The 17558-nt window shown below is 64.6% G+C and carries 17 protein-coding genes; 4 read left to right on the top strand and 13 right to left on the bottom strand.

The window, feature by feature from the left end:
• Nucleotides 1-225 precede the first annotated feature (225 nt).
• Entirely contained in the window at nucleotides 226-2067 is a 1842-nt protein-coding gene (locus tag VM99_03500; GenBank protein ID AKJ97157.1) for a DEAD/DEAH box helicase, read from the top strand.
• 289 nt (nucleotides 2068-2356) lie between these two features.
• Here the strand turns inward: VM99_03500 and VM99_03495 are convergent, their stop codons facing one another.
• From VM99_03495 to VM99_03485, 3 genes are all read right to left on the bottom strand, one after another.
• Nucleotides 2357-2950, bottom strand: a complete 594-nt coding sequence (locus VM99_03495; protein AKJ97156.1) for a hypothetical protein — start codon at nucleotides 2948-2950, stop codon at nucleotides 2357-2359.
• A 32-nt stretch (nucleotides 2951-2982) separates the two neighbouring features.
• On the bottom strand, nucleotides 2983-3534 hold the full coding sequence (locus tag VM99_03490) for a cytochrome B561 (GenBank protein AKJ97155.1): 552 nt from the start codon (nucleotides 3532-3534) through the stop codon (nucleotides 2983-2985).
• Nucleotides 3535-3749: 215 nt separating this feature from the next.
• Nucleotides 3750-5504, bottom strand: coding sequence for an amine oxidase (locus VM99_03485; protein AKJ97154.1), 1755 nt, complete (start codon nucleotides 5502-5504; stop codon nucleotides 3750-3752).
• Nucleotides 5505-5752: 248 nt separating this feature from the next.
• Between VM99_03485 and VM99_03480 the strand changes: the two genes are divergently transcribed.
• Nucleotides 5753-7159: an adenosylmethionine-8-amino-7-oxononanoate aminotransferase gene (locus VM99_03480; protein ID AKJ97153.1), complete on the top strand. Its 1407-nt coding sequence runs from the start codon at nucleotides 5753-5755 to the stop codon at nucleotides 7157-7159.
• Between the two features lie 197 nt (nucleotides 7160-7356).
• Entirely contained in the window at nucleotides 7357-8076 is a 720-nt protein-coding gene (locus VM99_03475) for a 16S rRNA methyltransferase (GenBank protein ID AKJ97152.1), read from the top strand.
• A 132-nt stretch (nucleotides 8077-8208) separates the two neighbouring features.
• Here VM99_03475 and VM99_03470 read toward each other — a convergent pair whose 3' ends face one another.
• Entirely contained in the window at nucleotides 8209-8826 is a 618-nt protein-coding gene (locus VM99_03470; protein AKJ97151.1) for a hemolysin III, read from the bottom strand.
• 145 nt (nucleotides 8827-8971) lie between these two features.
• On the opposite strand from VM99_03470, the gene VM99_03465 reads away from it, so the two are divergent.
• Nucleotides 8972-9886 carry a LysR family transcriptional regulator gene (locus VM99_03465; GenBank protein AKJ97150.1) on the top strand — a complete coding sequence of 305 codons (915 nt, stop codon included), beginning with the start codon at nucleotides 8972-8974 and terminating at the stop codon, nucleotides 9884-9886.
• Between the two features lie 108 nt (nucleotides 9887-9994).
• Here VM99_03465 and VM99_03460 read toward each other — a convergent pair whose 3' ends face one another.
• From VM99_03460 to VM99_03420, 9 genes are all read right to left on the bottom strand, one after another.
• Complete coding sequence (locus tag VM99_03460) at nucleotides 9995-10759, bottom strand: malonate transporter (protein AKK01688.1); 765 nt, start codon at nucleotides 10757-10759, stop codon at nucleotides 9995-9997.
• Between the two features lie 5 nt (nucleotides 10760-10764).
• Nucleotides 10765-11157: a malonate transporter gene (locus tag VM99_03455; GenBank protein ID AKJ97149.1), complete on the bottom strand. Its 393-nt coding sequence runs from the start codon at nucleotides 11155-11157 to the stop codon at nucleotides 10765-10767.
• A 67-nt stretch (nucleotides 11158-11224) separates the two neighbouring features.
• The gene (locus VM99_03450; protein ID AKJ97148.1) at nucleotides 11225-12145 is read right to left on the bottom strand and encodes a malonate decarboxylase subunit epsilon; all 921 of its coding nucleotides are present in this window, start codon (nucleotides 12143-12145) and stop codon (nucleotides 11225-11227) included.
• Nucleotides 12142-12765 (bottom strand): phosphoribosyl-dephospho-CoA transferase, encoded by a 624-nt coding sequence (locus tag VM99_03445; protein AKJ97147.1) that lies wholly within the window; start codon nucleotides 12763-12765, stop codon nucleotides 12142-12144. The genes VM99_03450 and VM99_03445 overlap by 4 nt, the downstream gene beginning before the upstream one ends.
• Nucleotides 12759-13562: a malonate decarboxylase subunit gamma gene (locus tag VM99_03440; protein ID AKJ97146.1), complete on the bottom strand. Its 804-nt coding sequence runs from the start codon at nucleotides 13560-13562 to the stop codon at nucleotides 12759-12761. Before VM99_03440 ends, VM99_03445 begins: the two co-directional genes overlap by 7 nt.
• The gene (locus VM99_03435) at nucleotides 13559-14410 is read right to left on the bottom strand and encodes a malonate decarboxylase subunit beta (protein ID AKJ97145.1); all 852 of its coding nucleotides are present in this window, start codon (nucleotides 14408-14410) and stop codon (nucleotides 13559-13561) included. Before VM99_03435 ends, VM99_03440 begins: the two co-directional genes overlap by 4 nt.
• A complete protein-coding gene (locus VM99_03430; protein ID AKJ97144.1) occupies nucleotides 14403-14702 on the bottom strand; it encodes a malonate decarboxylase subunit delta in 300 nt (99 codons plus the stop codon). Before VM99_03430 ends, VM99_03435 begins: the two co-directional genes overlap by 8 nt.
• Nucleotides 14702-15577 (bottom strand): triphosphoribosyl-dephospho-CoA synthase, encoded by an 876-nt coding sequence (locus VM99_03425; protein AKJ97143.1) that lies wholly within the window; start codon nucleotides 15575-15577, stop codon nucleotides 14702-14704. Before VM99_03425 ends, VM99_03430 begins: the two co-directional genes overlap by 1 nt.
• Nucleotides 15577-17247: a malonate decarboxylase subunit alpha gene (locus tag VM99_03420; protein ID AKJ97142.1), complete on the bottom strand. Its 1671-nt coding sequence runs from the start codon at nucleotides 17245-17247 to the stop codon at nucleotides 15577-15579. The genes VM99_03425 and VM99_03420 overlap by 1 nt, the downstream gene beginning before the upstream one ends.
• Nucleotides 17248-17558 lie beyond the last annotated feature (311 nt).

Raw genomic sequence — 17558 nt, 5'->3', positions numbered from 1 at the left:
TTGCTCTGTTATACTCCGGCCTTCCCGCCAGGCTCACGCCCGGACGCCCGGTCTTGCAAAAGGTCTCCCGACACCGCTACAGCGCAGCTTTCAGCCCCGCGCGAGCCGTATCCGGACCCACCTTTAAGACCCGGCAGGACCGGACGGGATGACATTTATTGACCGTCATTCGCGCCAGGCAAGACTATCCCATTGGGCCAGGCCCTCACTAAAACAGGATTACTCATGTCCTTTGCTTCCCTCGGTCTCTCCGAGGCTTTAGTCGGCGCCATCGAAGCCGCCGGCTACACCGAGCCTACCCCGGTGCAACAGCGGGCCATTCCCGCCGTGTTGCAAGGTCGCGACCTGATGGTCGCGGCGCAGACAGGCACTGGTAAAACCGGCGGTTTCGCCCTCCCGATCCTGGAGCGGTTGTTTCCCAACGGTCACCCAGACAAATCCCAGCGTCATGGCCCGCGCCAACCGCGCGTACTGGTCCTGACCCCGACCCGCGAACTGGCGGCCCAGGTCCACGAGAGCTTCAAGATCTATGCCCGTGACCTGAAGTTCGTCAGCGCCTGCATCTTCGGCGGCGTGGGCATGAACCCGCAGGTCCAGGCCATGTCTCGCGGTGTCGACGTGCTGGTGGCCTGCCCCGGCCGCCTGCTGGACCTCGCCGGCCAAGGCAGCGTCGATTTGTCCCACGTGGAAATCCTCGTGCTGGACGAAGCCGACCGGATGCTCGACATGGGCTTCGTCCATGACGTAAAGAAGGTCCTCGCCCGCCTGCCCGCCAAGCGCCAGAACCTGCTGTTTTCGGCGACGTTCTCCAAGGACATCACCGACCTGGCCGGCAAGCTGCTGCACAACCCGGAACGCATCGAAGTCACGCCGCCCAACACCACGGTCGAGCGCATCGAGCAGCGAGTGTTCCGCCTGGCAGCCAGCCACAAGCGCGCCCTGCTGGCGCACCTGATCACCGCCGGCGCCTGGGAACAGGTCCTGGTGTTCACGCGCACCAAGCACGGCGCCAACCGCCTGGCCGAATACCTGGACAAGCATGGCCTGCCGGCCGTGGCGATCCATGGCAACAAGAGCCAGAACGCCCGCACCAAGGCCCTGGCCGACTTCAAGGCCGGTGAAGTGCGCATCCTGGTCGCCACCGACATCGCCGCCCGCGGCCTGGACATCGACCAGTTGCCCCACGTGGTCAACTTCGAACTGCCGAACGTCGATGAAGACTACGTGCACCGTATCGGCCGTACCGGCCGGGCCGGTCGTTCGGGCGAGGCGATCTCCCTGGTTGCGCCGGACGAAGAAAAGCTGCTCAAAAGCATCGAGCGCATGACCAAGCAGAAAATCGCCGACGGCGACCTGATGGGTTTCGACGCCAGCACCATCGAGGCCGAGAAGCCTGAAGTGCGTGAACGTCCGGACGTGCGCAACCCGCGCAATGCCCGTGGCCCACGGGGCGACGGTCCGAATGGCGGTGGCGGTCGCAAGGACAAAGGCAAGGACAAGGGCAAGGAAAAATCCGCCAGCAACGGCCGTGGCGAACGCCCGGCCCGTGAGCAGAAGCCCCGTGAAGGCAGCCCAGCCCGCGAGCAGCAGCGTCCGGCCCCACGCGCCGCAGCCGATCGCGCCCCGGACGAGTTCCTGGACGACGATATCGACAACTTCGGTAACCGCGTCGACTACGTACCGCAGCAAAAGCCCGCCCAAGGCCGCGGCCGTCGCCCGGGTGCTCCGGCACAAGGCGCAGCACGCAGCGGCCAGTCGCAGGGTCGCCAGAACGGTCCGCGCAACAGCAATGGCTCGTCCACCGGCACCCCGCCAGCCAAGCGCAACGGCCCACGCAACGGTGCGCCCCGTGACGGCCAGGCACGCCGCGAAGACTCCCGCCCTCGCCGCCCGGCCCGTGACGACCAGTCTCGCCAGGAACCGGCCGTACAGAACCCACGTGGCAACCAGCCGAAGATCATGCACAAGGAGTCGAAGATCGATCGTTTCCCGACGCCTGAGCAGCTGGATCAACTGCCGAGCCGTCCACGAGGCGAGAAACCGGCCTTGCTGACCCGCAATCGCTGAGTTTTTCCGTGCCGTAGAAAATGCCCCTTGGTCTCACGATCAAGGGGCATTTTTGTTGAAGCCTCACACACATTCCTGTGGGGCACATCCTAATGTGGGAGCGGGTTTGCTCCGGGCGGCGATCCGACGAATGCGCACTGTCATTCAACATCTGTGTCTACTGGCCCACCGCTTTCGCGAGCAAGCCCGCTCCCACAGAGGTCAGGGGTCGTTTGCAGCATATTCATACGGCCATAAAAAAACGCCCCCGACCGCAAGGCCGGGGGCGTTTTCTTGTCAGGCGCGAAGATTACTTCGCTTTGACACCTTCAAACGAAACGTACAGCTCGACCACATCGGACGATGGGCCCAGGTCTTTCTGTTTGCCGAAGTCCGAGCGCTTGATGCTGGTGGTGCCTTCGAAGCCGGCACGGTAGCCGCCCCATGGGTCCTTGCCTTCACCCAGGAAAGTGGCCTTGACCACGACTGGCTTGGTCACGCCCAGCAGGGTCAGGTCGCCGGTGACGTCGGCCGTTTCCTTGCCATCAGCGTTCTTGCCGGTGGACTTGACGCTGGTGGAGACGAACTTGGCGTCGGCGAATTTGCCCGCGTTCAGGAAGTCGGCACTGGCGATGTGCTTGTCGCGCTCGGCGTGGTTGGTGAACACGCTGGCGGTGCGGACGTTGAACTCGATCTTGCTGTCTTCAGGCTTGGCGGCGTCGAAGTTGAACTTGCCGTCGATGTCCTTGAAGGTACCGGTGATGTAGCTGTAGCCCAGGTGGCTGATCTTGAAGTCGACGAAGGCGTGCTGACCTTCCTTGTCGACTACGTAGTCGGCAGCCATGGCCTGGCCGGCCAGCAGGGTGGAACCGATTGCCAGGGCGGCGAGCGTCTTTTTCAACATGCTTTCTATTCCTTTGGAGTCGAGGTTGAACATCAGGCTTGGCGCCCCAGCATGCGCTTGAGGGTCGCGTCACGGTCGATAAAGTGGTGTTTCAATGCTGCCAACGCATGGAGGCCGGAGAAAATGACCAGCGCCCATGCCAGGTACAGGTGAATCAGGCCGGCGACGTCTGCCTGGTCAGGCAGTCCAGACACCAACGCGGGTACTTCGAACAGGCCAAACACCGGGATCCCGACACCGTCTGCGGTGGAAATCAGGTAACCGGCAATCATCACGGCGAACAACCCGAGATACAGGGCACTGTGGCCGAGCTTGGCGCCGACGCGGGTCAGGCGACCATAGCTGGGCAAGGTCGGTGGCGGCGGGCTGACAAAACGCCAGAGCACCCGCAGCAGCATCACCGCCAGCAGCACCAGGCCAATGCTCTTGTGCAGGTCCGGCGCGTCTTTGCGCCAGGTGCTGTAGTAATCCAGGCCGACCATCCACAAGCCAAGCGCGAACAAACCGTACACCACCAGCGCAACGCCCCAGTGCAAAACGATACTGACCCAGCCATAGCGAGAAGAAGAGTTGCGTAGCTGCATTGCTCATATCCTGTAAAAACTGCGACCAAGACTAGCGAGTTATCTATCGATTTAAAGCGGAAAATTTCGCTTTGAAATATCGAGAAATACGATCATCAGTGTGGGTGGAGCGGGTTAAGAAAAGATTAAAGCTAATACGCTGTGTGGTATTGGGTAATCCCCAGGCAAAAAAAGCGCGGCTGATACGCCGCGCTTTTTTGGTTCACCCCGAGTCGTTACTGAGCCTTGGTCTCAGCCGGTGTGGCCGTGGCCGGCTTGGCCGCCGGTTTTTTTGCCGGTGCGGATTTCTTCTCCGGCGCTTTTTTCGCCGGCGTTTTCGCCGCAGGCTTCTTGGCAGCCGGCTTGGCGGCGGCCTTCTTCGCCGGTTCAACCTTGGCCGGGACCGCAGGTTTCGGCGCTTCCACCGGAGCCGGGGCCGGTGCGGGAGCAGGCGCCGGGGCGGGTGGCGCTACCGGTTCCGGTGCCTTGACCGGCTCTGGCTTCTTCTCGTCGTCCGAACCACCGAACAGGTTGGTGAAGAAGTTGCCCTTCTTCGCCGCCACGGCGCCCGCGGCTGCGGCCGCGACCGGAGCTACCTTGGCCGGCTCGAACGACTTGCCCGCGGCCAGGTCTTCCACCTGGCTGGCCGCCCGTTGACCGCTGCGCAGCGCACCTTCGAGGGTGCCTGGGTACAAGGTGTCGGTGTGCTCGCCGGCAAAGGCTACGCGTTGCAACGGTTTTTCCCACAGACGCCAGTACTTGCTGATCTGGCCCGGGCCAAAGGCCAGGTAGGCGCCGCCCATGGACGGGTCGGTGCTGTAGCGGCGGATTTCATAGCCGGTGAACGCGCCACGGGCCTGTGGGTAGAACGCGTGCAGGCGAATGAGCACCTGGTCGACCATCTGCTTGTCGCCGAAGGCCTGCATCACCCGGGCGTTGTCGCCAGACAGGTTGATGACCACGTTGGCGCCGCCCTTCAAGGCCGGCTCGATCCACATCATGCCCAGGCCGGTGTTGCTGTAGATCTCGCCGGACATGCGCGCCTTGCTGTCCCATACCGGGGTCTTGAACTTGAGCATGATCTGGTCGCGCCAACCATAGTTGGTGCCTTTGATCGCGCCCTGGTGCTGGGCGTCGAGGGCCGGGGTCAGCTGGATCTTGTTCAGCGCCCGCAGCGGTACGGCCAACACCACGTAGTCGGCCTGGTAGCCGACGGCGCCGACCTTGACGGTCACGCCGTCCTTGTCCTGGGAAATCGCCGATACCGGCGAGTTGGTCTTGATGGTCTTCAGTTGCTTGACGAACGCCTGGGCCAGGACCGGGCTGCCACCGAGCAGGCGCGAAGCCCGCAGGTCGCGGTCGGACACACCCCGGTAAACGCGGTTCTGCTGTGCGAAATACAGCAGCGACAGGCGCGAAGGTTCGTCATAACGGGTACGGATTTCCTGGTTCACCAGTTGCCGCGCGGTGGCGGGCAGTTGCAGGCGGTCGAGCCAGTTGGACACGGTGATCTGGTCCAGGGCGTGCAACGTGTTGGTGGCGGCCGGGTTCTGCGGGTCCTCGATGGAGCGCGCCAGGTCGTCCAGGGTGGTTTCGTAGCGCTTCAGGGCTTCGGCGGTGGCCGGCTGCTTGGTCGCCAGGTCCGCGGCCGTGAAGTAGGTGCCGTCGATCAGGTAGCTAGGGGTGCGCACGAACTCCGGGGCCGGCGTGGTGCTCAGCTTGAAGGTCGAGACGTATTTGTTCAGTACCGGCTGGGTCTTGTCATTGCCGATCCATTCACTGGTGGCCATGCCCGAACGGCCGCCCAGGTCCTGCTTGGCCTCCAGCAGCGTCACGGCCCAACCCTTGTTCTGCAGCTCATAGGCCGCCGTCAGCCCCGCCAGGCCGCCACCGACGACGATGGCCGTCGGTTGTTTGTCCTTGGCCAGCGCCGAAACGCTGAACAGCCCTATCATCACCAGCGCACAGGCGCGCAGCCAACCAGCAGACATTCAGCGAACTCCGGATTAAAACGTAGGAAATTTCAGTTGTTCGAGCCAGACGGCTCTCGGTCTTGCGAGCCAGTCGGCTCAGGGAACGGCGAAGAATACGTCAGCCATCAAAACGCCGCCAGCGACGTCTATCGCCTCGGCCAAAGTAGCGGGAATGACACAATGGGTTGTCCGCGCGGCCACCATTGCATAGGCTTGCGCGATTGTTTTGCCCGCGCCCGCCGCGAGCCGCACCGAGGAGACTGTAAATGGGCCTGAATGACCAGTGGATGCAACGCGACCTCGCCGTGCTGTGGCATCCCTGCACCCAGATGAAAGACCACGAACAGCTGCCGCTGATCCCGATCAAGCGCGGTGAAGGCGTGTGGCTGGAAGACTTCGAGGGCAAGCGCTACCTCGATGCCGTCAGCTCCTGGTGGGTCAACGTGTTCGGCCACGCCAACCCGCGCATCAACCAGCGGATCAAGGATCAGGTCGATCAACTGGAGCACGTGATCCTCGCCGGTTTCAGCCATCAGCCGGTGATCGAACTGTCCGAGCGCCTGGTCAAGCTCACGCCTGAAGGCCTGACGCGGTGCTTCTACGCCGATAACGGCTCGTCCTGCATCGAAGTGGCGATGAAGATGAGCTTCCATTACTGGGTCAACCGCGGCCGGTCGGACAAAAAGCGCTTCGTCACCCTGAGCAACAGCTATCACGGCGAAACCATCGCGGCGATGTCGGTGGGCGACGTGCCGCTGTTCACCGAAACCTACAAGGCGCTGCTGCTCGACACCCTCAAGGTGCCGAGCCCCGATTGCTACCACCGGCCCGAGGGGGTGAGCTGGGAAGCGCATTCGCGCACGATGTTCGCCGCCATGGAGCAGACCCTCGCCGAACATCACGATACGGTCGCGGCGGTGATCGTCGAGCCGCTGATCCAGGGCGCCGGCGGCATGCGCATGTATCACCCGGTGTACCTGAAACTGCTGCGCGAAGCCTGCGATCGCTACGGCGTGCACCTGATCCACGACGAAATCGCCGTCGGCTTCGGGCGCACCGGCACGATGTTCGCCTGTGAGCAGGCCGGCATCACGCCGGACTTCCTGTGCCTGTCCAAGGCCCTGACCGGTGGCTACCTGCCGCTGGCGGCCTGCCTGACCACCGACGAGGTCTACAGCGCCTTCTACGACGACTACCCGACCCTGCGGGCCTTCCTGCATTCCCACAGCTACACGGGTAATCCACTGGCCTGCGCGGCGGCCCTGGCGACGCTGGATATCTTCGAGCAAGACCAGGTCATCGACAACAACCGGGCCCTGGCCCAGCGCATGGCCAGCGCCACCGCGCACCTGGTCGATCATCCGAATGTCGCCGAAGTGCGCCAGACCGGCATGGTGCTGGCCATCGAGATGGTCAAGGACAAGGCGAGCAAGACCGCCTACCCCTGGCAGGAACGGCGTGGCCTGAAGGTGTTCCAGCATGCCCTGGAGCGCGGGGCGTTGTTGCGTCCGCTGGGGAGCGTGGTGTATTTCCTGCCGCCGTACGTCATCGCCCCGGAGCAGATCGACTTCCTGGCCGAAGTGGCCAGCGAAGGCATCGACATTGCCACCCGAGACACGGTCAGCGTGGCGGTGCCGAAGGATTTTCATCCGGGCTTCCGGGATCCGGGCTAAACGCTGGGCTATGGTGAAACTCTGTGTGGCGAGGGGATTTATCCCCGCTGGGCTGCGCAGCAGCCCCAGATGCGTCCAACGCGTTTTGCCTGAAACCCACCGGGATCCGCCTTAGGGCTGCTTCACGCAGCCCAACGGGGATAAATCCCCTCGCCACAGAAACCGCATCGCACCGTTAACTTTTTCAGAGATTCAACATGAGACTGTCCCGCTTCTTCATCGACACCCCCCTGAGCCTTGGCGACCACGAGCTGCCCGAGGCCCAGGCGCATTACATCGGCCGGGTGCTGCGCATGGCCGAGGGGGATGCGGTGCAGGTGTTCGACGGCTCGGGCCAGGAGTTTCGCGGTAGCCTGGCCGAAGTCGGCAAGAAGCGCGTGCGGGTGCAACTGGACGAGCAGTTCGCCGGGCAGCCTGAATCACCGTTGCGCATCCACCTCGGCCAGGGCTTGTCCCGGGGCGAGCGCATGGACTGGGCCATTCAGAAAGCCACGGAACTGGGCGTTAGCGAGATCACGCCGATATTCAGCGAACGCTGCGAAGTGCGCCTCAAGGACGAACGCGCCGACAAACGCCTGCTGCACTGGCGCCAGGTGGCGATCAGCGCCTGCGAGCAATGCGGCCGTTCGACCGCGCCGGTGATCCATGCGCCATTGCTGCTGGCCGATTGGCTGAAGCAGACCGAGGCCGAGCTGAAACTGGTGCTGCACCCGGTGGCCGAGCCACTGGTCAGCCATGCCAGGCCATCGACGCTGGCCTTCCTGATTGGCCCCGAAGGCGGGTTGTCCGAGGGCGAAGTCGAACAGGCCAAGGCCGCCGGCTACCACGCCGCCCGCCTCGGCCCTCGGGTGCTACGCACCGAAACCGCGCCGGTGGTGGCGCTGGCGGTGGCGCAGCAGTTGTGGGGGGATTTCTAACCGCCTGCGGCCACTGAGGAACCCGTGTGGGAGCGGGCTTGCTCGCGAATGCCATGGGTCAGTGACATCGATGTTGGCTGACCCACCGCTTTCGCGGGCAAGCCCGCTCCCACACGGGTTCGGCGGTGTTTGTCAGAGTACATAACGCAGAATCGCCACGAAGTGCAGCAGGCTGCCGGCGATCACGAACAGGTGCCAGATGCCATGGGCATGGCGCAGGCGTTTATCGAGGGCGAAGAAAATGATGCCCACGGTGTACAACACGCCGCCCGAGGCCAGCCAGGCGAAACCGGTGCTGCCCAGGGCCACCAGCAGCGGCTTGACCGCCACCAGCACGATCCAGCCCATCACGGCGTAGATCACGATCGACAGGATCCGCGCCTCGGACCGCGGCTTGATCTCCTGCAGGATCCCGATCAGCGCCAGCCCCCAGACGATCCCGAACAGGCTCCAGCCCCACGGCCCGCGCAAGGTCACCAGGCAGAACGGCGTGTAGCTGCCGGCGATCAGCAGGTAGATCGAAAAATGATCGACCTTCTGCATGATCTCTTTTCGGCGCCCGCGCACGCTGTGATAGACCGTCGAGGCGCTGTACAGCACCAGCAGGGTAAACCCGTAGATCGCCACGCTGACGATCTTCCAGGGATCGCCGGTCAGCGCGGCAATCACCACCAGCCACACACCACCGATAAAGGCCGCAACGGCCCCGACCAGGTGGGTCCATGCGTTGAGTCGTTCCCCGTGATACATCGATTTCTGACCCTCCATGATGAAACAGGCGCCAAGGCTCAGCCCTGTGGCGCAAAAGTGCAATGGTTTGCTTCTTGGCGAAGAACACTCCGTGGCATCAGATCGATTGAGGCACAATCGGATGACACGAATAAGAGCCCGCCCCATGCTGATCGACGAAGAATTGACCCTGAAGAAACTCGAGGTGTTCCTGGCGTTCATGCGCACCGGCAACCTGGCGCGGGCGGCGGTTGAGTTGCAGACCAGCAACGTCAGTGTGCACCGGGCCATTCACTCGCTGGAGAGCGCCCTGCGTTGCCCGCTGTTCAAGCACGAAGGTCGCAACCTCACGCCGCTGGAAAGCGCCTACGTGCTGGAGGAACGGGCCCAGAAGCTGATTCAGGACGTGGTCGAAAGCGTGCGCCTGACCCGTGAGGCCGCCGGGTTCTCCGCTGAGCGTTTCAAGCTCGGCTCGCTCTACTCACTGACGGTCAAGACCGTCCCGCAACTGATCATGGGCCTGAAGATCCGCCGCAGCGAACTCAACATCGACCTGATCATGGGCTCCAACATCGACCTGCTGTACAAGCTCAAGAACATGGAAGTGGACGCGATCCTGGTCTCGCTGGACGACAGCGTCAACGACCCGGACTGCGAGCACATCGCGCTGTTCTCCGATGACATTTTCCTCGCCACGCCGGCCGACTCACCGTTCGCCCAGCGCAGTGAGGTCGACCTGGCCGAGGTCCGCGACGAGACGTTCATCACCCTGACCCAGGGGTTTGCCACGCACCAGGACGGCATCCGGGTGTTCAGGCAGGCGGGGTTCGAGCCGAAGGTGGCGATGCAGGTCAACGACATCTTTACCCTGCTGAGCATGGTCAGCTCGGGCGTGGGCTATGCGTTGCTGCCAGGCAGGATCGCGGCGGTGTACGAGAACCGGGTGAAACTCATCCCGTTGCAGGACAAGTACCGATTGCAACAGCACATCGGCGTGGTGTTCCTCAAGGCCAAGGAGCGCGACCCGAACCTGCTGGCGTTGCTCGCCGAGTGCCGGATGTACGCCAATCGCCAGGGTTGAGACCCCGCGGACTTCTTCGCGAACAGGCTCGCGCCCACAAGATCCCAGGACCTCTCGATCAAACGTGGGGCGAGCCTGCTCGCGAAGGGGGCGCCCCTGCCAACCGAACTACCCCAACAGCCCTCGCATGATCAAAAACAGTACCGAGGGACCCAGCAAGCAACCCAGCGCGGTATAGAACGCCGCCGTCAGACAACCATAGGGCACCAGCTTCGGATCCGTGGCTGCGAGCCCGCCCGCCACGCCACTGGAGGTCCCCATCAAGCCGCCGAAGATCACCGCGCTGCGTGGGTTGTTCAGGCCGATCAGTGGCGCCACGAACGGCGTCGCCACCATGACCAGGATCGCTTTGATCAAGCCTGCGGCAATCGACAGTGCCATCACCTCGGAACTGGCGCCGATGGCTGCGCCGGTCACGGGGCCGACGATGTAGGTGACCGCGCCTGCGCCAATGGTAGTCAGGCTTATCGCGTCGGTATAACCGAAGGCCATCGCCACCCCAACACCGGCGATGAATGATGTCCCGACGCCGACGAACAGCGCCAGCACTCCGACGAAACCGGCACGCTTGAGTTCTTCGATGTTCACGCCGAACGCAGTGGCGACGATGGCAAAGTCGCGCAACATCGCGCCGCCCAGCAGGCCGATGCCCGAGAGCAATGGAATGTCCACCACCCCTTTCTGTCCCCCGGTCATCGCGCCGCCAATGTACGACAGCACCAGCCCCAGCAGTATCGCGATGGCTGAACCATGCAGGCGACCCTTGGTGAATGTGTTACTGATCCAGTACGACACCCACATGGTGATGCCGACAATCGCGAAACCGCTGATCAGGCCGTAGCCGGTGATGACCTTCATCAATGACTCGTACATGGCGATCACCCTACCGTTTTCACGCAGGTGTCGGCTTCAGGCCCCTTGTTGCCGATGCGCACCAGCACCGGCACCATTGCAAAGGCAATCACCACCGCCAGAGTCCCCGCCAGGATCGCCATCGGCCCGCCCTTGAGGGCACCGTAGACATTCTGCTGGGCTGCCATTGCCACAACGATGGGAATGTAGACCGCGCTCCAGAATTCCACCCCGGCCTCGGATTTGCCCTTGAACAGACCACGCTTGCCCAGGTAGCTGCCCAGGCCGATCAGCAACAGCATTGCAATGCCGACCCCGCCGACATTGGCCGGCACGCCGATCAACTTACCCAGCAGTTCACCGATGAAAATACCCGTCAGGGTACAAAAAGCCAGAAACGCCACGCCGTAAATAATCATTGTTGTAGTCCTCAAAATGCATCGTCGAAGTTGTTGTTTTTGTGCTTCGCCAGCTTGAGTCGGTGGTCTAGGGTTGGCGGCGTCCCTCCTCTGCGAGCAGCGTCTGCAGCGTATCGAGCCGGGCACCGTCATAGGCCATGACCGTGCCCGACTCGAACACCCGGCGCGCCAGCCCGGTCAGCACCGCACCGGGTGGCAGTTCGATCTGCAGCCGCACACCGCGCTCGTAGGCACTTTGCACCGTGCCGCGCCAATCGACGACACGGCACATGTTGAAGGCCAGGTCGTCACGCAAGGCCTGCGGCGCGATGACCGGCCGGGCACGGCTGCCGCTCAAGTAACCCAAGGCCGGGGCTTGCAGCGGCACGTCGGCAAACGCCTGGGCCAACGTTCGCGCCGGCGTCTCCAGCAGCGGGCAATGGGACGGCACGCTCACCGCCAGGCGACAGGCCTTGCCGGCGCCCTGGCCGCGCGCGTGCCTGGCGACGGTGGCCATGGCCTCGTCGCTGCCGGCGATGACCACCTGGTTATCGGCATTGATATTGGCCAGGTAGACCGGCGTGCTGTCGCTGTGCACTTGCGCCAGCAAGCCTTCCACGGCGGCGAGGTCCAGGCCGATGATGGCGGTCATGCCATAGCCCTGTGGGTACGCCTGCTGCATCAACTCGCCCCGAAGGCTGACCAGCCGCAGCGCATCCTCGAAGCCCAACGCACCCGCCACCACCGCCGCCGGATAGGCACCGATGGACAACCCCGCCACATAATCCGGTGCCGGCGCCTGCTCCAGCAATCGACGGGATGCCGCCACGCCGGCGATCAACAGGCACAACTGCACGGCGCGGGTCGATTGCAACGCCTGGGCGCTGTCCAGTTGCAGCACGTCTTCACCGAGCACTTCGCTGGCCTGTTCCAACCACTGCGGCGCCAGGCCGTGGAGCATGCCTGCCCGCTGCGCGCCCTGGCCCGGAAACACCAAAAGGCTGCTCATGCCACCTGCTCCAGCGCCGGCTGCCAGGGATTGCTCACCAGTCGGGCCTGGCGGTCATCCTTGAGCAGGACCCGGCGCGACGACCCCGCCCACTCCCGCAGCGCCACGGCGCCGAAGGGCGTTTGCAACTGCATGTCCACCCCGCACGCCGAGTCCTCCAGGTCCGCCAGCAACGCCTTGGCTCGCTGGCGTTCCAACGGTTGTGGCGTGCGCAGGATCAGGTCCAGGTCGCTGCGCGCATGCAGGGCCTCGACCCCACTGGCAAGCTCGAACCCGGCGCTGCCGCTGATGCCCCAGCGCCAGCCGCAGGCATCGAGCAGCGGCCGCAGACGGGACAGCGCTCGCAGGGCCGGCAGGTCGCGAGCGGAGTGGGCCTGGCACAGGTCTTCCGGGCGAACCCGGCGCAGGATCGCCGCCAACGGCATCGACGTGGCATAACGTTGTTCCCGGGCCCGACCACGAATGCCCACCGCCACCCACCCGGCCGGGCTCAGCGCCCGTCGTACCACCACCGGGTGCCCGAGACCGAGGGCTTCGTTCGCCCAGGCGGGTGCATCCAATGGCAACTGCGCCGGGGTCATCCCCCAGAGCAGGTCGTGGGCCAGGAAGGTGCTCACCACTGCTCACTCAGCAATTGGCGAACATGGCTGGAAGCGGCGCGATGGGGCGCCCCAAGGCGACTGCGCAAATCCCGAGGCGCCCCGCCGACATGCTTGATCGCCTGTTGCAGGCAGTCGGCAACCCGGGCCAGATCGGTCGCCGAGGGCTGTTCGATCTGCTCGACCGACAAGGTTTCCCAGAGCAATCCCAGGCTGGCAAAGCTGTCGATGTCATAGGCCATCGGCGGCACGCTGGCGGCCAGTGCTTCCAGTTCTTCGACACTGCGCAGGGTCACCCGCGCCGCCGACGCCTTGCCCATGGCGTGGACCATCACCCCCGGATCGCGCAGCGCAATCAACCGGTTCGCCTGGTAGCCGTGGGCCAGGAACGCCCCAGACATCGCCTTGCCCACCAGCAGGCCGATCACCGGGTGCCCGGCCAGGCGGGCACGGGCGTAACTGTCCGCCGCCCCCGCCAGGGCCTGATGGATGCCCAGGGCTTCTTCCCGGCGCCCATAAGCCTGGCTGGGCACATCGACAATGGCGATCAGCGCCCGCTTGGCGGACGCCTGGCGGTCGGCCTCGATGGCGTCGTCCACCGCCTTGGCCAGGCCCCAGCCCTCCAGCAAACCGACCTCGCCGTTGCGCGCACGGGGAAAACGGTTGTCGGGGTCGGCCACGACCGCCAACAGGCGCACGGCCTGTTCGCCCAGCGTCGTGTCGACGACTTTCACCGAAGCAGGCAATCCCGACAGCGGCTCGGCACCGCCGCTCAAGGCTTCGAACCAGCGCAAGCCTCTCAATGAATACGAACTCATGGGCGTTCTCCCTGATACAACTGGCGAACCGCGGCCGGTTCGATCTGCGCGTGCGTGTCCAGGCGAGCCAGGCGTTGCAGGAACAGCCCGGCCTGGCCGCTGCGGTGCTGGGCAGGTACGCCCAGGTGCAGCAACTGCCTGACCTGTTGGCGAATCTGTGTCACATCATCGGCGCTGTAGCGGTCCACCAGCCCGGTGGCAAAACGCTGTTCGCCGCCGGTCAGGCTCCAGATGAAGGGGCGGTCGCGGGAGTCGTACTCGTCGAGCCCGGCCTCCTGCTCGATCACCTGCGGGCCGTTCAGGCCCAGCCGGGCCTCCTGGGTCACCAGCAGGTAACTGCACAACCCGGCGGCGATGGACATGCCGCCAAAGCAGCCGACGCTGCCCGCCACCACGCCCACCACCGGCTGGTACTGGCGCAGGTCGACGATCGCCGAGTGGATCTCGGCAATCGCCGCCAGGCCCAGGTTCGCCTCCTGCAAGCGCACGCCGCCGGTTTCCAGCAGCAGCACGGCGCGGGTCGGAATGCCACGACGGTTGTCCTCGGCAGCCAACTCCAGCGCACCGGCAATCTTCGCCCCACCGACCTCGCCGAGGCTGCCGCCCTGGAAAGCCCCTTCAATGGCGGCGATCACCACCGGCAGGCCGTCGAGCGAGCCCTTGGCGATCACCACCCCGTCGTCGCTTTGGGGCACCACGCCTTGGCGCAGCAACCAGGGCGACATGACCCGCTGGAACGGGTCGAGCAACTCGCGGAACGTACCGGCATCGAGCAAGGCTTTCGCCCGCTGCCGGGCGCCGAGTTCGACGAAGCTGTGCTTGTTGAGCAACGCTGCGCTGTCAGTCATGGCCGATCTCCTCGAAGCCTTGTTCCAGGCGCAGGCGCACCACGCCTGGGGTGGCGCCGAAATCGTGGATGTCGATGGCCAGCGCGGGAGGCGTCTGGCCGTCGAACATCCGGGCGAACAGATGTTGCCAGCGTTGTTCGCTGCCATTGACCGAGGTCTGCACCTGGATGGTCAGTTTGCCGGCCAGTCCCGGCTCGATCAGCACTTCCAAGTCGCCCGAGCCGACACAGCCCACCAGGGCACGCCCCCGTGGCGGCTGCCCGGCGGGGAATTCGAACATTAAGGTTTGCATCAGAAAGCTCCCTGGATGAGGCCGTCACCCGATTCGATACGGTCGACGAACAGGCAGGCGGCGAGCAGGTCGGCGGCGCCGCCGGGCGAGGCGTTCAAGGCGATCAGTTGTTGGTCCAGCCCGTGCAAGCGGCGGCGACCGTCGAGGCTGGCGCTGCCGCCGGCGTCCAGCACCGCCTGGGCGCCAGTCTGCATGGCCTGCAAACCGGGCTCGCCGGCGCGGTACAGCACGCAGGTGTCCGCCAGTTGGGTCATGATCGCCAGCAAGGCATCGAGCCGGGCGTTCTGTTCGCCGTGCCCTTGGGCGCGGCTGCGTCTGAGTTGCGGCAGGGCCCGTTGCGTGATCGAAGGGAAACCAAGCTGCGCTTCTTCCCTGGCGCCGCGGGCGCCGTAGCGTTGGGCGACTTGGGCGCCATGGCTGAGGGGCCTTGGCGCATAGCGATCGTCTAGCAACGCCAGGCGCGCGGCGCGCAAGGTGACCGCGCCGGCCGTAGCGGCTTGAGGTGCCAGCGCCGCCGCGGCCACCAACAGGCCCAGCGCCCAGATCGCGCCACGATGGGTGTTCACGCCGCCGGTGGTGGCAAGCATTGATGCTTCCCCTTCCCGCCCGATCCGCCCGAGGGCTTCGCGCAGCGGCAGGCCGATTTCACCGAACTCGATCGCTGCTTCAGCCATTTGCTTGAAAGCCGGCCACAAGGCCAGCGCCGAGGCGTGCATCAGTCCGAGGTGCAGGTCGGTGTGGGCGCCGTTGCCACGCCGGTCCACCAGCGCCGGTTTGGGCGACAGGTCCGCTTCGTCGATCAGCGCGTCCACCGCCAGGTCGGCCAGCCGGTCGGCCAGGCTCAGGGTTTTCGGTTGCAGGTTGAATGCGAGCATTACCAACTCCTGAATTTGGCGGGCGGGTTGTAGAGGCCACCGGACCACTCCACCAGATCGGCCACGCTCTTGGCGGCGAGCCATTGGCGGGTGGCGTCGGTGCGGCGAATGCCGAGGTCTTCGGGCAAGGCGATCAAGCCCTCGCGGCGCATGCGGGCGGTGTCCTTGGGGTTGTGCCGCAGGCCGATGGCGGTGACGCCGGCCACGGCAGCGATCATGGCCTGGCGCTCTTCCAGGGAACGGGCCTTGTACAGGTAGGCGATGCCTTCCTCGGTGAGCAGGTGGGTGACGTCGTCGCCGTAGATCATGATCGGCGCCAGGGGCATCCCGGCTTTCCTGGCCACGTCCACCGCATCGAGGGTGTCGACGAAGGTGGGCTTGCCGCCTTCCTGGAAGGTCTCGACCATTTGCACCACCAGCTTCTTGCCACGTTCGAGCAATGGCGCCTCGCCGTCGCCATGGCGCATGTCGAGCCAGGCCGGCGTGCCATGTCGACGACCACGCGGGTCGTGGCCCATATTCGGTGCCCCGCCGAAGCCGGCCAGTCGCCCTCGGGTCACGGTGGAGGAATGGCCGTCGCCGTCCACTTGCAGGGTCGCGCCGATGAACAGGTCCACCGCGTATTGCCCGGCCAGTTGGCACATCATGCGGTTGGAGCGCAGCGAGCCGTCGTGGCCGGTGAAGAACACGTCCGGCCGGGCGGCGATGTAGTTTTCCATCCCCAGCTCGGTGCCAAAGCAATGCACGCTTTCGACCCAACCGCTTTCAATGGCCGGGATCAACGTCGGGTGCGGGTTGAGGGTCCAGTTGCGGCAGATCTTGCCCTTGAGCCCGAGGGATTCGCCGTAGGTCGGCAAGATCAGCTCGATCGCCGCGGTGTTAAAGCCGATGCCGTGGTTGAGGGACTGGACGTTGTGTTTCTCATAGATCCCACGGATCGCCATCATCGCCATCAAGACGTGCACCGGCTTGATGTGACGCGGGTCGCGGGTGAACAGCGGCTCGATGTAGAACGGCTTGTCGGCCACCACCACGAAATCCACCCAGGACGCCGGGATATCCACCCGCGGCAGGTCGCTGACGTCGTCTACCAACTGATTGACCTGGACGATGACGATGCCATCGCTGAACGCCGCCGGTTCAATCAGCGCCGGGGTGTCTTCGGTGCTCGGGCCGGTGTAGATGTTGCCGGCGCGGTCGGCCATGAAGCCGGCCGAGAGCACCACGTTGGGAATCAAGTCCACCACCAGCCGGGCGTAAAGCTCGATGTAGGTGTGGATCGCGCCGACTTCCAGCAGCCCGTCTTCGAGCAACTGGCTGATGCGCAGGCTCTGGGTGCCGGCGAAGGAAAAGTCGAGCTTGCGGGCGATGCCGCGTTCGAACAGGTCCAGGTGCTCGGGCCGGCCGACGCTGGGCATGATCATGTGCAGGTCGTGCAGCTTCGAAGGATCGGCCTTGGCCAGGGCGCGCGCGAGGAAATCCGCCTGCTTCTGGTTATTGCCCTCCAACACCACACGGTCGCCTGGCAGGACCAGCGCCTCCAGCGCCGCCACGATCTTGTCGGTGGGCAACACCACACCGTCGGCCAGCCCCTTCACCAGCCCGAGACGCCGCTGCTTTTCGCCGCGCCGCCGCGTCCAGCGCGAGTCGGGGGATATTGTTGTTGTCATGACCACTCCACGGGTTCGCTGTCGTGGGGCTTACCTTAGGAGCGATGGTGTCAGGGCATCAATCAAGCTCGATGGTGGATCGTTACGCTTGGCGTAATGATCGAGCACCCCCCTTGTGGAAGGCTGTTTCAGGCACGCCGCTTTCGCGAGCAAGCCTGCTCCCACAGTGAGGGATGGCGGGCTGCTTGGATTGAGACTCGGCGCCGGGCTCTGTGGGAGCAGGCCAGTTCCCACAGACAGCGGGTGACCGTCTATCGAATAAGCGTCTCGACCTGTCAATGCTGACAGTATCCAACTGCTGTTTCTCAGTA

Origin of the sequence: Pseudomonas chlororaphis (assembly GCA_001023535.1) — a bacterium.
Classification (GTDB): domain Bacteria; phylum Pseudomonadota; class Gammaproteobacteria; order Pseudomonadales; family Pseudomonadaceae; genus Aquipseudomonas; species Aquipseudomonas chlororaphis_E.
This window is presented reverse-complemented; position numbering and strand designations above follow the sequence as displayed.